Annotated in this window: 11 protein-coding genes; 3 read left to right on the forward strand and 8 right to left on the reverse strand. The window is 60.2% G+C overall.

Annotation, left to right across the window (positions count from 1 at the left end):
• Window positions 1-9: 9 nt before the first annotated feature.
• Window positions 10-2,055, forward strand: a complete 2,046-nt coding sequence (gene brxL, locus EV672_RS09275; RefSeq protein ID WP_133608530.1) for a protease Lon-related BREX system protein BrxL — start codon at window positions 10-12, stop codon at window positions 2,053-2,055.
• Here the strand turns inward: brxL and EV672_RS09280 are convergent.
• The 4 genes from EV672_RS09280 to EV672_RS09295 form a co-directional block, all read right to left on the reverse strand.
• Window positions 2,033-2,656 (reverse strand): hypothetical protein, encoded by a 624-nt coding sequence (locus EV672_RS09280; protein WP_133608532.1) that lies wholly within the window; start codon window positions 2,654-2,656, stop codon window positions 2,033-2,035. The two genes, brxL and EV672_RS09280, sit on opposite strands and share 23 nt — an antisense overlap.
• Before the next feature lie 219 nt (window positions 2,657-2,875).
• A complete protein-coding gene (locus EV672_RS09285; protein ID WP_133608534.1) occupies window positions 2,876-3,196 on the reverse strand; it encodes a hypothetical protein in 321 nt (106 codons plus the stop codon).
• The gene (locus EV672_RS09290) at window positions 3,174-4,550 is read right to left on the reverse strand and encodes a hypothetical protein (protein WP_133608536.1); all 1,377 of its coding nucleotides are present in this window, start codon (window positions 4,548-4,550) and stop codon (window positions 3,174-3,176) included. Before EV672_RS09290 ends, EV672_RS09285 begins: the two co-directional genes overlap by 23 nt.
• Window positions 4,551-5,175: 625 nt before the next feature.
• Window positions 5,176-5,463, reverse strand: coding sequence for a hypothetical protein (locus EV672_RS09295; RefSeq protein ID WP_133608538.1), 288 nt, complete (start codon window positions 5,461-5,463; stop codon window positions 5,176-5,178).
• 21 nt (window positions 5,464-5,484) lie between these two features.
• Here EV672_RS09295 and EV672_RS18700 point away from each other — a divergent pair, with 21 nt between their 5' ends.
• Both EV672_RS18700 and EV672_RS09300 read left to right on the forward strand, forming a co-directional pair.
• Complete coding sequence (locus EV672_RS18700) at window positions 5,485-5,658, forward strand: hypothetical protein (RefSeq protein ID WP_166643514.1); 174 nt, start codon at window positions 5,485-5,487, stop codon at window positions 5,656-5,658.
• A 3-nt stretch (window positions 5,659-5,661) separates the two neighbouring features.
• Window positions 5,662-6,108, forward strand: a complete 447-nt coding sequence (locus EV672_RS09300) for a hypothetical protein (protein WP_133608540.1) — start codon at window positions 5,662-5,664, stop codon at window positions 6,106-6,108.
• A gap of 367 nt (window positions 6,109-6,475) precedes the next feature.
• Here the strand turns inward: EV672_RS09300 and EV672_RS09305 are convergent, their stop codons facing one another.
• The 4 genes from EV672_RS09305 to EV672_RS09320 are packed head-to-tail and all read right to left on the reverse strand — an operon-like array spanning window position 6,476 to window position 13,308.
• Window positions 6,476-7,954: a sigma-54-dependent transcriptional regulator gene (locus tag EV672_RS09305; protein WP_133608542.1), complete on the reverse strand. Its 1,479-nt coding sequence runs from the start codon at window positions 7,952-7,954 to the stop codon at window positions 6,476-6,478.
• Window positions 7,954-9,480: a phospholipase D-like domain-containing protein gene (locus EV672_RS09310; RefSeq protein WP_166643515.1), complete on the reverse strand. Its 1,527-nt coding sequence runs from the start codon at window positions 9,478-9,480 to the stop codon at window positions 7,954-7,956. Before EV672_RS09310 ends, EV672_RS09305 begins: the two co-directional genes overlap by 1 nt.
• Window positions 9,480-10,700 (reverse strand): hypothetical protein, encoded by a 1,221-nt coding sequence (locus EV672_RS09315; RefSeq protein WP_133608546.1) that lies wholly within the window; start codon window positions 10,698-10,700, stop codon window positions 9,480-9,482. The genes EV672_RS09310 and EV672_RS09315 overlap by 1 nt, the downstream gene beginning before the upstream one ends.
• Window positions 10,690-13,308: an AAA domain-containing protein gene (locus EV672_RS09320; RefSeq protein ID WP_133608548.1), complete on the reverse strand. Its 2,619-nt coding sequence runs from the start codon at window positions 13,306-13,308 to the stop codon at window positions 10,690-10,692. Before EV672_RS09320 ends, EV672_RS09315 begins: the two co-directional genes overlap by 11 nt.
• Window positions 13,309-13,436 lie beyond the last annotated feature (128 nt).

The raw sequence follows: 13,436 nt of genomic DNA on the forward strand, positions 1-13,436 counted from the left end.
CAGACCGACATGACTGAACAGATTCCCACGGTCGACCCCTCTGATGTGGACACCTTGCTCAATCGGCACTTCGCTGGCAAGGTGGTTCGCAAAGACCTGACCAAGCTCATCAAAGAAGGGGCCAACGTACCCGTGTACGTGCTGGAGTACCTGCTGGGCATGTACTGCGCGTCCAACGATGAGGCCACGATCCAGGCGGGGCTCACCAACGTCAAGCGCATCTTGGCCGAGAACTACGTGCGGCCTGACGAGGCCGAGAAGGTCAAGTCAAAGATCCGCGAGAGCGGTAGCTACAAGGTCATCGACAAGATCACCGTCAAGCTCAATGAAAAGCGCGACGTGTACGAGGCCTTGCTTTCGAACCTTGGGGTCAAGAGCGCCGAGATCTCTGACCGCATCGTTCGGCAGTTCGAAAAGCTGTTGGTGGGCGGCATCTGGTGCATCGTGACGCTGCGCTACTCGTTCGAGGAAAACCAGAAGGGCTCGCCCTTCATCGTGGAGGACCTCAAGCCCATCCAGATGCCGAACATGGACATGCAGGCCTTGTTCGATGGCCGCAAGCAGTTCACCGATGAGCAATGGATCGACGCCCTGATCCGGTCCACCGGCATGGAGCCCTCGGCGTTCAAGGCTCGGGTGAAATGGCACCTGCTGGCCCGCATGATCCCGCTGGTGGAGAACAACTACAACTTCTGCGAGCTGGGCCCACGCGGCACGGGCAAGAGCCACATTTACAAGGAAATCAGCCCGAACAGCATCCTGGTGTCGGGTGGTCAAACCACGGTGGCCAACCTGTTCTACAACATGGCCGCTCGCAAGGTAGGCCTCGTGGGCTTGTGGGACTGCGTGGCCTTTGACGAGGTGGCCGGCATCAACTTCAAGGATCAGGACGGCGTCCAGATCATGAAGGACTACATGGCCTCGGGCTCGTTCAGCCGTGGTCGCGAATCGATCAACGCCAATGCGTCCATGGTGTTCGTGGGCAACCTGCCGCAGGGGCAGACGGTTGAGACCTTGGTGAAGACCAGTCACCTGTTCAGTCCGTTCCCAGACGTGATGATCGACTCCGCGTTCTTCGATCGCTTCCATGCCTATGTGCCAGGCTGGGAGATCCCGAAGATGCGGCCGGAGTTCTTCACGAACCAGTTTGGCCTGATCGTGGACTACCTGGCCGAGGCCCTGCGCGAGATGCGCAAGACCAGCTTTGCCGATGCCATCGACAAGCACTTCAAGCTGGGCAACAACCTGAACCAGCGTGACACCATCGCGGTGCGCCGCACGGTATCAGGCCTGTTGAAGCTGCTGTGCCCCCATGGGGAATACAACAAGGAGCAGGTGCGCACCTGCCTTGAGTACGCGCTGGAAGCGCGCCGCCGGGTGAAGGAGCAGCTCAAGAAGATCGGCGGCATGGAGTTCTATGACGTCCACTTCTCCTACATCGACCTGGAGGACATGCAGGAGCGCTTCGTCTCGGTGCCAGAGCAGAGCGGCGGCGGCTTGATCCCGGAAGGGCGCTTGCAGCCCGGTGTTTTGCACACCATTGCGATGGGTGAGGGCGGCATGCCGGGCGTGTACCGCATCGAGATCCAATCGATGGCAGGTGGTGGCAAGTTGTCGGTGTCAGGCTCCGTGGCACGCGAACCGGTGCGCGTGGCCTTTGACTACTTCAAGGCGAATGCCACACGCGTCAGCGCCTCGATCCACCCAACGGAGAAGGACTATCACGTCCACCTGGTCGAGCTGCAAAGCGCCGGTGCTCCTGAGGGTTTGACTCTGGCCAGTTGCATCGCCCTTTGCTCATCAGCCCTTGGGCGGCCACTGCAAACGCAGATGGCCGTGATGGGGGATATGAGCCTTGGTGGCACGGTGACGCAGGCACGCAACCTGGCCGAGAGCCTGCAGGTTGCCTTTGATGCCGGTGCGAAGCGGATCTTGTTGCCGATGTCCAGCGTGACGGACATCCCGTCGGTGCCCGGGGAGCTGTTCGCGAAGTTCCAGACCAGCTTCTATTCGGACCCGGTGGATGCGGTGTTTAAGGCGTTGGGGGTGGAGTAGGCGTTGTCCACCAACGCTTAAGCCGCTCCCCAAAGGACGGACCATGGGGATCATTTCCGAGTGCACTTTGATGTGCATGGATAAGTTCAAAAATGGCTTTTTGGGCCTCAGCAATTTTGAGCAGACTTGCTGATCGATCAGGGACAGCTGAGCCTGGTTCGCCACTGAGCATTGCAATGAAGTTGCCGCAATACGTGGCTAATTCGTCATCGATCACGTCGAGGTGATCTTGAACCTTTGGGGTCAATGTCTCGTCGACCAGATCAAGTAATTGGAAGCCCGCGACAAGCTCGCTCAACTTGGTCGATAGGCTGCTCCACAGGCTCTGAGCACCTTCGATGTGCGTCAAGACCCCAACCGTGGGCAAGGTTGCCCTCAGCTCAGTCGTGTACTTCACGAAAGGCTCTATAGAGTTCGGTGAGACGACCTTGCGTAGCCAAAAATCGTCTTGTATGGACTGGCGTCTTGCCTTCGCATCTTTGGCTCTCGTGTAGAAGAAGCTTCTGATCGACAATCCAAATGCCAGCGCTGACATCACAAGCGATGGCGCTGAAGTCAGCATGCTTTCCCACCAGACGGGCTTTTCAGGCTGGCAGATCATGATCATCGTTCCATTGGCCTGTGGAACTGATGTGCATCCTGATGGGCTGTTGGGTGACACGCTTGCTTGCTCCGAGCTGGCAGCGGCGCTCGGTGCTGATGTCGGGGAACCAGCGGTTACCGCTTGCTTTCTGGCAGATGTGGCTGACGCAGGAGCGGATTCCGCCTTGGGTGCAGAAAGAGTCGTCGCAGTCTGGGCGTTGCCACTGCTCACTGTTGATCAGGCGAACAGGTTGCGACTTTGGAGGGCGCGAGACACATAGCCATCCATCGCATCCTTCAGAAAGACTGGGGACTTAAAGTGATACCGCTTGTAAAACGCATCCTTGCTCCCAGCGCGGACAACGCTCGGACCAAACAAGCCCAGAAAAAAGGAGCTGCTGATGGTGTACGTCGAAGAAGGGATGGCGACATCCACGTCGATGTTTTGAGCATCGAGCGCGTCTAATCCCAGCTCGGCACGCAGCTGCTGGCCGCGAGCACGACCGGTGTAGACCGGGCCCTCGATGCCTTCGAAGTCAATCGTCACTGCGTTGGTCATGGCTCTCTCCTACGGACTGAACGACTTGGCTATCGTCAGTCTTGAGCGAAAATTGTATGCCGATTACGGTTCCTGGGAACATGACCCCCTCAATTGGGCGGACATAGTTGGCATCTGGTGCAGCGGTCAGATCGTTCTTCGCGTTGAACGCGATGACCCTGTTGCCGTTGGCTGTTGGGATCATTCTGTATTTTCCATCAAACAAGATATAGGTGGACCCTGAAACAATGGCCATTCGTGCTTCCAGCTTGCTTGATTCGCGGCTTCCCCCGCTGCATTCATCATGGACCTTTTGAAAAAATTCGATCAAATCAACAGTGCCGTTGCCGCGAGTGTCATATTCGGAATAGTTTTTTGAACTAACGTTGCCTTGGAGTGCGATCAGTGTGTATAGATCGTCTTTCCTCCAGTTTTTTCTAAATAAACCTCGATCGCTGTGTAGGTCAATGTATTTCTTTGTGTGCGTCTTTGTGTAGCTGTCTTCGGGTAGGCTGCTTAGCGTTTCAGAAATACTTTTCCCAAAATTGAAGATGGATATTTCGCAAACTGGCGTTGATGTGTGAGTGTCGAGATACCCTTGGATTGTCCAGTCGAACATCCCGGCATGCTCCTCGGCATTGTCGATGATTTCGCCAACATACTGGCATAGCCTGCTGCGAGCGTCTTGGGTTAACTCTCTGTTTACCCTTTGTAGGCATCGATTTACATGGTCAGCAAAGGCTCTCGTTACATGGGCCTTTTTGTCTGCGTACTTGGGGCGGAGGGCTCTAATGTAATGTTTTGACCTGGCATCAAAAAGTTCGAGTTTTGCTGCTTCACGAGGTTCAGGGTATTCGTGCTCAATTTTTAGGCGTTTAATTACGCCCATGGCTTGCACGAATCGGCGTATGGTCGGATCTTTTGGGTAAGCTCCTCGCCATCTCAGCTTTCGCCCTGTCCTGCGAGCTTCAATGCTCAGTTCGTCGACCAGGATGTCCAGGATTCCGTTCGCGCTGAGATCGTAAACTTTCAGTCCGCTCTGATCCAGAGAAACGCTTGATATCCGTCGAGGAAGCATCTGTGCGGCTAAAGCGCAAAGAGACCCGACAGATTGCTCAGGGTTGTCAATGACGGAGAAGTGCTCTGGTAGTTTGAATACAAGCGCTCCTTTGTGAGAAATCTTTGTTTGGGATGAGTTGTGGGCCAGCATTTCAACAATTTTGGACTTTTGTCCAAAATGCTGATATAGGCGTTGCCTATTCAATGCGTTGGCAATTTTCCTCTTTGTTGACCGGCGAAGTTGGTTGGCGGTCTTGCGTGCCCTTTTCTCATTGAGGTAGCGAGGCACATCTGTTTTTGCCCAATGTAATGCCACTTCTTCTCCACTTTGGTTAGTGCTGGCAATGAATGCCGCAGTTGTTTACTCGAACTTTACCAGTTACCTATGGCTTGGCCGCCGCTTCGCGGCGGGCCAAGCAGCAGGCGCTGCGCAGGCCCCCGAGGTGCACCTGGCCCCAGCCAGGTTGCCGAGGGGCTGGGGGGAGCCGCCAGGCACAAATCGCCCCAGCGATTTGAGGCGCCCCAGCGCCGGTGCATGAGCGGGGGGCGAAGCCCCCGCCTCCCCCTCGCCGCAGGCGCGGGGGCACCCGGGAGGCCGGTGGGGCGTCCAGCCCCAGCCCTTAGGGCCGACCGAAGCAGGGGCGCGCAGCAGACCCTCGCAGGGAGCCGGATCTGCCGGGTGCCCCCGCGCAGCGGGGTGCTGATGGCGAAGCCATCAGCAGGGGGAGGCGCGACCCCGGACAGCGGGCGGGCAGCAAGCCCCGCGTTCAGCGGGGATAGGGGCCGTGGGCGGCGTCCAGCCGCCCCTTGAGGCCCCGGTGATGTCCGACGGCTGCCCCGATCAGATTGCCCGACGGTTTCTCCGACTTAGCCATCGTCGGGCCTCGGTCGGAGACATGGTCGGAGGTAGGGGCTGCGGTACCTGCTCGGCAGGCACTCCGTCACCCGGCGACGAACGCCGTCACCCCACGACGGTGCCGTACCTCGGGTGCGCTGCCGTCTTGCAGGAACGGGCGAACCAGCGCACGTACACATTGAAAGATGACATGTGCAATGTTCACTGCAACCATGTCATATGTGTATTGTTGGGTTTCAAGTGATGCATGTCCGACGCCGTCGGGGTGCTGGTCGGGTAGGCGGTCGGCAATCTGTCGGGCGCGTTCATGTGTTGGGTTGCCATGTGCCAATGTCAGCTTGACAATGTGCATGTACAACTTGAACTTGTTCAACTGCACATGTTCGGAGGCCTGATGACTGCTTACTTGCTGTGGGGCGGGATTGCCGCCATGGTCCCTGCGACGTTGGTGGTGATCAGCATCGTCTACGGCCTGCGGGCACTCAGGCGGGCGCGCGCCGCGCGGGTGGAGGTGGCATTGCTGGAGCAAGGTGCTTTGGCTAATCGGAAGATGAGCATCAGGCACTGATTGATGCCTGCCAAAAAGCCACCGGGGTCAAAGCGCAGCACCAAATGCGAATGGCTTCGCAGGGTAGGGCTCGTGGAGTCGTGGGGTGGCTACCTGTATCTCAGTGCTGACCGTGAACGCACAGGTGTCGAACGGCGCAGCATGCATGGGCTGAAGCTCAAGGGTGCCTTGACCGATCCGGTGGCTGGCGTATCGGCCTTTGAGTTGACCGTGTGCAGTGACCCTCGCGCCTGCGCGTCGTCAGGTGACGTGCCCGCCATTGGTTCCTGGCTGAAAGCCAAGCCTGTGCTGAATGGCTTGGTCATGTTGGCTGAGCGGGAGTTTGACCTGGTGTTGGCGCTTGCAGTTGGGGGCAAGCTGGCCTCGATCAGTGTGAGCTTTCAGAAGCCGCACTATGGTCATGGCTTGATCACCAGGGTTGATTTCAGCAGTGAGGTTTTGGGGGAGTAGGAGATGCCTGGCTGGGTGCTACGGTTTTCCGTAGCATACGGAATACCGTATGGTCTCGAGGTCAAAACACAGGTTGCCTTGGGCCGGTCAAACAGGTTTTTGACGTTGTAGACAGCCAGACGCATTCAAGACTCCCAGGGTGATTTTTCTTGATTGTCTGACATCCCTATTGGGCGGTGTATCCCACGGATGTGGTCAAGGCGGAGTAGGTTGAATCAGCCTGATGGGCAACGTACTACGCCAGGAGCCGCTTTGCAGCGGAAGCGGCCGGTCAGAGGTGTCTGGCGACCGACCGCTATCGACCATAACCAGACGGCCAACGCCATCGAAAGCCTCTGCAGGAGCGAATCCCTCAACCTGCGATCCGCTATCGATTCTTCTCGCCAGGCACATCAGAGTCAGGATCGTCGCCACCGGCCGCGGCCTGGTCGAGTCGAAGGGTCTTTTCGTCACACTCGAGAGCCTTGGCGGCTGCGGCCCAGGTTCCATATCGCGCCTTGGCCCACTTGGCGAGTCGATCCCGGAACCAGCGAATTCGCTCCGCACGGGTTCCCTCCCCTAGATCGCTGACTTCGCTCGCTTCAGTGATGGCGAAGCGCAACCACTCACCGAGGGCGCTGGCAACGTCCACCTTCTGGTCCGGCACCGACCACCAGGCCATGCACAGCACTGCTAGGCGCTGAAGGTCGCGGAGATTGCCCATCAGCGAGCTGCGCCGCAGCGCAGCTTCAATTTCCGGTGTCCATGGCGCATCCACCGGGATGTCGTCACGCCGTCGGAGCTCGCCCCAAACCCGGTTCCAGTCGTCTCTGCAGTCCTCTCGACACTCCCGCAGCGGCGGAACCGCGACGGACAGGTGGCTGAGCCGGTCGAACAGATCCGCGTCAAGACGCTCCCGCAGTTCGGCCATGGGCAAATTGGATGCACAGACCAGCTCGACGTCGGCGGTTTCCTCGCGATCGCTGCCAAGCGGCCTGTGTCGACGCTGACGATCCTGGAACACGCGAACGAGTTTGCGTTGCACGGGCTTGGGGAGGTCCTGCACTTCGTCCAGAAACAGAATCCCGCCATCAGCCTCCTTCAGAAGGCCTGGCCGATCGCCGGCCGCGCCTGTGAAGGCACCCTTGCGGTGGCCGAAAAGGAGACTCTCGGCGAGCGCTGAGTCCAGACCGCCACATGGGACGGTGACAACTTGCTTACGACCTTTGAGGGTGTTGACGTACGTCTCAACCAGGCGGGTCTTGCCTGTGCCCCGCTCACCGAGGATGAGCAACGGCGCCCCGACAACGCGTGCATAGCGAGCGAGGTGCTCCAAAGCAAGGCGACGGGCGGGGGAGCGGGCTTGCGCCTCGTAGACTGCCAGCTGAGGCTGGAGACGAGCCACATGCTGAATCTCGGCAAGGTACGTCGTGATCGAGAAGTCGACGGGGTCGATGCGGACTCGACCCGTCTCGCGACTGACCTGCGAAGACCACAGATGCGTACCTGCGGGGAATGCCCCTCCTGCGTGGAGCATGAGCCAGACGCTGTGCATCGCCGGCGTACCCGGCGACACGTTGATGTGCAGGCTACATGGAAGGTTAAGCAGGCGTGGAAGCACCCTGTTGCGCACTTGCTCGTAGATCGCTGCGTGGTGGGTTGGGTCATCGAGCGTGATGCTGATGGGTTCGACCACAGCATGTCCAATCTGTGCGGGAACACTTGGCGCACGCTGCGCCTGGACAAGATAGAGCACGCGATTGATGTCGATACGCCGGTTCTGAAGCGCCTTGATGGCGCTTTCGAGCACCTCGACGCCGGCGCGCTCGGCGTGCCAGCACAGCAATGCCCCTGTGCGCCTATCCATCAGTTCGCCCCTTCGGCGACCACGATGGTGGCAGCCCCTACATCACCCATCACCACGCGCGCCTGATCCAGCTCAGCGACGGATCGAACGGCGACCACCAGGCGGCCGCTCGGCTCCCGGAAGACGGCGGGCTGATAGCTCGTGCCGGGCTGATCCTTCTCTGCAGCCGGCCTCATCTTCTCCTTGGCCTTAGCGGCCAACTTTGGCGCAGTCACCAGCCAAGTGCAACGAAGCTCGTGGGCAAGGGTCGGCAGCGATGCTGTTTCCGTCGGAAGCCTGGGCCGACCAGCCTCGATCGCTGCGGCTGATTCAGCCGTCACGGCACCGAGATCGACGTCAATCGAAGTGAGGATCTCATCGTCGACGAGCTGCTGCTGCTTCCAAAGCTTTACCTTGCCGAGGAGAGCACCGAGGAGTGGTTTCGGTTCGAGGCGCCAAGGCGCAGCGGCGCACCAGCCTTCGAGCCGCTCCAATATCTCGCGCGAGCGCCCATCGGACAGTCGCAGGCCCAGCTCGAAGCCATGGTCCAGCCCATCGCTCTGCAGGTTCGCCGACATCACCAACGACTGACCCGATTCGGTCCAGATCGCCTTGGCGTGCAACCAGCGAAAGCCGAGAACGGTTGCACCAGCCTTGGCCAACACCAAGAGTGCGGGCATGGACGAGGGACGGATGCGCGCCAGCACAGTGACGTCCAGGCCTTCAAGAGCTCGCGTGCAGAGCCGTTTGACGACGGCATGATCCTCATCCCAGCCGAAGCTGCTGACCACGATGCGCGACCTGGCTCCGTCAATGAGTCGCAGTGCCTCCTCGTGTATGGCGTTGGCTTTCGCTGTGGTCGCGACAATTTGCTCCCCTGGGTCAGGGTGGGGCACCTTGCCGAGGGGGCGCGTAGCCTTGAAACGATCCTTGGGATCGATCACCTCGTGCTCCGCCGCCTCCCACATGGCCCATTTCAGGTAGCCAGTGACCTCGATCACCTCCAAAGCCGTGAGGTTGACGGCCAGTTCCTCGTTCCGCTCGAGCGCTTCGGTGGTGAGGTTCGCTGTAAGCAACAGGCCCGCAGGGCGGGTTTCCGGATCAATCACGACGACCTTCGCGTGGAAGTGAGGTGCAGACCGGAATAGCGCATACCCACCAAGACTGGTGAGCATCGTTATGTGCTGGTCGAGAACGCGCTTGTCGAACTCGCCTTCACCCTCCTCCCGCCCAAGGCGCGCTTCCGATGCCAGCAGCACGTAGACGCGAACGCCGCGCTTTGCCGCTTCGAGGATCGCGTCTTCGACCCCTTTGTCGGCCAGCAGGAAGCTGGACATCACCGCCTTCTCGCGAGCCTGGGAAAGCAACGAGACAACGGCGTTCGCCATGTGCCGGCTCCGGCCAGACTCGAACACCGCCTGTCCTTGTTCGCCGCGCGCGTTGGCGACAGAAGGCATGGGCACCCACGCCGGCGGCAACTCACGATTCCGCTGGTCGATGGTCTCGACGAAACGCTTCTGCCAAGTGGCACTATTCCTTGTCGTCATCACAGGCTCCAGTCCTCGGCAGCAACCAAGTGCCATGTGCTCGGTGTCGGTCTATCCGTACGTTCACGCCACGCCGAATCTGCAAGCTCCTGTCTGGCCGGCGTGGAAGGATCGAACTCGGCAAACGGTTTGACCGCTTCAGCCGTCCATTTGCCGAATTGCTCCGCGGTCGCGTAGTCCTGCACACGCGCTCGAAGGCGCCACTCCGCCCAGCGCGCTGCATCCTGGTGGGAGCTTGCTCGCAGCGCGATCCCCTCGACCGTCGTCGCGTCGAAGGTTCCAAGTGACTCGATGTCGGGTCGCTTGAAATGGACCCCTCGGACGAGAGATTCGCGCTCACCGGAAATCGTCAAGTCAAAGCCAACCCTCAGCGCAACTGCCGAGCCGTCCCATTGCGGCCACAGTCCCTCGGCCTGCATCAGCTGCATCCAGACTGCATCGACAGGGATCTCGGGCGCATTGGCGACAGCATTGACGCGTGAGCCTCCCAGGGTGCCGTCGATCCTCAGGCGACCACCAGTGACATCCCATGTCGCCCGCAGCGTCGTCTCAGCATCGACCATCTCGCCCTCGGGCTCGAGCTGGTCGATACGCAGTGATACGCCACCAACCAACGGTGTCGTGATCACGCCCACCGCGTCCCGCACCCACCGCGGCAGTTTCTCGAAGCAACGCTTTGGCGCCTTGTCGCGCTCCTCGCCCCAAACTTCGTCATAGGCAGTCGACTCTTGCCATGGCTCAACGCGGAGGATGACGGCGTTGAGCAGTGGATCTTTGCTGACCCACACGGTCCAGGTGCCATGCTCCGGGACGAAGATCTGCTTCGTTTCCAGTGCTGTGCTTCCGGAATCGGTCAAGTGGTACTGGCGGTTCTCCTGCTCGAGAAGCCGATACTGCTCTGCGACATGCAGCAGCCGCTGGGCAATGACCTGGCGTGAACCGGACTCGAAAAGCAGATGCTCAGCAATGTCCCTCGCATCGGTCTGTCCGCGCTCACGCGCTCGCAGTAGAACCGGCAGCAGTTCGTTACGCTTGGCCGCCTTCGCGACCTGGCCAATCACGCGCCAACACTCAACCTGGATCTCCCGGGTCAAGCGGATGGCACCAGCAGCACCTGTGGCTGCTGGCTGGGTTGATCGAGCTGCACGTTGCTCCGAAGGGGCCGTCGCCGGTGCTGCTTTCAATAGCTTGCCGATGTCGGCTAGGCCGTTAACTCGCATGAGTTCCTCCAGCTTTCTTGATCTGTGCGTCCCAAACCTCTTGTTCGGCGAACACGCCCAGCACGGAAGGTTGGGCTCTTTTCATGGCGTGACGATCTCCGACGACGATGCGCTGATACCGTGCCCGGGTGAGCGCGACATTCAGTCGGTTCGGGGTTTCGAGAAAGCTCGTTGGCCGGGCGCTTGCAAAGGAGAGGATCACCAAGTCGGCCTCGTGGCCCTGGAAGCGGTCCACCGTACAAAGTTCAATCGTCAGATGCGACTTGGCCTTCGGGCCTCGCGTGAAATGCCGCATGCCACTCCCATGCTGCGTCCAGCGCCGAAGGTGACTTCGGATCTCACGCTCCTGACCGCGGTAAAAGGTCAGAACTGCAGCCTCCCATGGCTGTCCGTCACGTCGAGGGTTTTGTGCGGCCCATGTGTCGAAGGCCTTCAGCTCGTCGATGACCGCGGTGGCTTCGGCTGAGTTCGAATTGAAGCGGCCGTTGAAACTGCCCCGAACGTCCAGCCAGACAGCCCTGTGCGCGTGGCGACGAAAGCTCCAGGCACGTTCGTCCGCCATATGCTCTGGGGTAAAGAGAGCCTCGCCGGCATAGATGTGCTCGTGCGGGAATGCTGCAATCTCAGGATGCATGCGGTGCTGCGTGCTGAGAAGCACATGGCGCAGCCGGAGCGCTGACGCCGGCAGTCCGTCTGAGAGCGCAGTTGGCTTTTTCCCTTGCGGGTCACGCTCAAATCCTTGCCGGAGCGATTCGAGAATGGACGGCAGTGCGACTCGTCGGACACGGTCGATCTCGCCCCAGACCCGCTCTGTGTCTGCACCTGTATCGGATGCCGGCAGCAGCTGTTCAATCTGATTCCGGAGCCTGTGACTTGTCGAACGGCGCTTTCCCTCACCGGGCTCGATCTCGTGCGCGAATCGCTGCTCGTACAGACGGGCGATGCGCCAGGCGATCTCGGCGGCCCACTCTGGTTGCTCTTCGCGTTCACGCCCTGAAATTCGCAACCATGCATCGGCCCTGCGCCGGAGAGTGGCCAGGCCATCGCCGGCGTGCCGCACCGTGGCGACATCGAGGGGTAGCTCCTCTATTCGGCGCTCGAGATGGGTAGCTGCTCCGGCGACCACGGCAGCGCTCCATATCGCGGCATCGTTGCTGGCGTCCGCAAGCACAACACCACGAGCGGCGGCCTGCGCGGCATACACACCCATCGCTTTCGCTTCATTGATGGATACGACGGCAACTCGCCGCTTCCGTGGGTCCTCTTGGCTCGCCATGAAGACATCAATGCAGGCATTCCGGGTGTGCTCGTCGCCGAGGCATGCCTCGACATTGACGGCCATCGCGGCATCGTCGACGTAGGGCGACAGCTGCTTCGGGTCCCCGACGACCACCCACCGCTTAGCGAGCAGCGCAGGAACCAAGAATTCCTGGAAGGTCGTCTTGGACGCTTCGTCGACGATCAAGACATCGAAGTTCGCGGCCGCGTGTCCGCTGGCCTTGATGTCGGGGTGCTGCAGGATGCCGATGGTAGTCCCACAGACCAAATTGGCCGCGTCGAGCACCATGCGTTCGATGGCGGTCGGGCCGTTCCTGAGCTCCTCCAACAGGGCTTGTTGGGAATCGCTCAGGCCTCGGCGACCGTCGAGGTGCCTGAGCAGACGCTCGCGTTCGGTCTTCACGAAGCGCTCGAGCTGCCAGGGGGCAGCCTTCTCGGAGACGTTTCTCCGCTCACCGATTCGGACCGGGATGACCAAATCACGGTGCAGGTTGCGCTCATCCATCAGCCGCTCGAGCACGTTGTCGACGGCGACGTGGGTGGATGCGCAAAGTAGCGCGCGCTTGCCCTGCCTGGCGAGCTGCAACACCAGCTCGCAGATGGCAGTGGTCTTGCCCGATCCTGGGGGCCCCTCCAAAAGCACGAAGTCAGGCGTCGCTAGGGCGATTTGGACGAAGCGGCGTTGCTCGTCTGTACCCGGGCGCATCTCATCCGTCAGCACCATCCATCCATCGCTCTCAATCCTGGCTGGCTCGAATGACGGCCACCGAGCGTGCTCCGTCGATTCCGTTAAGCGCAGCAGCGGCCGATGCGACGGCAGGGGCGCGTTCTGGAGCGCCTGCAACGCCTGAGCCTGCCGCAGCAGGGTGAGTGTGTTCGGGCGTAAGAGCAGCTCTTCGCCCTTGGGTCGGCGATCGACCAAGAGCTGGGATGTCTCGGGGTCCCGATCGAGCACATTGAGTCTACGGTCGTCGGCGAATTTCTTGCGGCCGGTGCTGCGGCGGTCAGCCGATGCGTCCGGGTCATCGGCGATCCTCTCGAACACGTCACGGACGTTTTCGTCCATGAACGCGCGGAACGTGGACTCTGGCTCGTTTGGACGGTCCCTGGGTTCCTCGAGCTGGATCCAGAAGCCGCGCGGGCTGCCGGTCTGATCATCGTCAGGCGGTGTTCCGGCCTTCCACGCGAGCCGCTTCACGGCGGCGTCGCCCTCCATGTAGTCCTTCGTCCGTCGGAGGAAGTCATGGAACGTCTTCAGGCCGTAGAAGGCGTTCTTGAGGAGGATGTCCGGTCGAGCGACATCCAGGTTGTTGTAATGAAGTAGCGCCATTGAACCTCTCATGCAACTTTGCGACCAAAGTGACCGCCATCAACATTTGCAAGAGTGGCGCCAGCCAGCCACGATGACCTAACTGCCTATCAATAATACATTTTTCTGTCTATGGACTTCTATCACTA

Origin of the sequence: Aquabacterium commune (assembly GCF_004362855.1) — a bacterium.
In the GTDB taxonomy this organism is placed as follows: Bacteria; Pseudomonadota; Gammaproteobacteria; order Burkholderiales; family Burkholderiaceae_C; genus Aquabacterium; species Aquabacterium commune.

Coding starts and splice junctions, on each gene's coding strand:
- EV672_RS09280 (WP_133608532.1), bottom strand. CDS start 2,656: ATGATCTGCCAGCCTGAAAAGCCCGTCTGGTGGGAAAGCATGCTGACT.
- EV672_RS09315 (WP_133608546.1), bottom strand. CDS start 10,700: ATGCGAGTTAACGGCCTAGCCGACATCGGCAAGCTATTGAAAGCAGCA.
- EV672_RS09300 (WP_133608540.1), top strand. CDS start 5,662: ATGCCTGCCAAAAAGCCACCGGGGTCAAAGCGCAGCACCAAATGCGAA.
- EV672_RS09305 (WP_133608542.1), bottom strand. CDS start 7,954: ATGGATAGGCGCACAGGGGCATTGCTGTGCTGGCACGCCGAGCGCGCC.
- EV672_RS18700 (WP_166643514.1), top strand. CDS start 5,485: ATGACTGCTTACTTGCTGTGGGGCGGGATTGCCGCCATGGTCCCTGCG.
- EV672_RS09285 (WP_133608534.1), bottom strand. CDS start 3,196: ATGACCAACGCAGTGACGATTGACTTCGAAGGCATCGAGGGCCCGGTC.
- EV672_RS09320 (WP_133608548.1), bottom strand. CDS start 13,308: ATGGCGCTACTTCATTACAACAACCTGGATGTCGCTCGACCGGACATC.
- brxL (WP_133608530.1), top strand. CDS start 10: ATGACTGAACAGATTCCCACGGTCGACCCCTCTGATGTGGACACCTTG.
- EV672_RS09310 (WP_166643515.1), bottom strand. CDS start 9,480: ATGACGACAAGGAATAGTGCCACTTGGCAGAAGCGTTTCGTCGAGACC.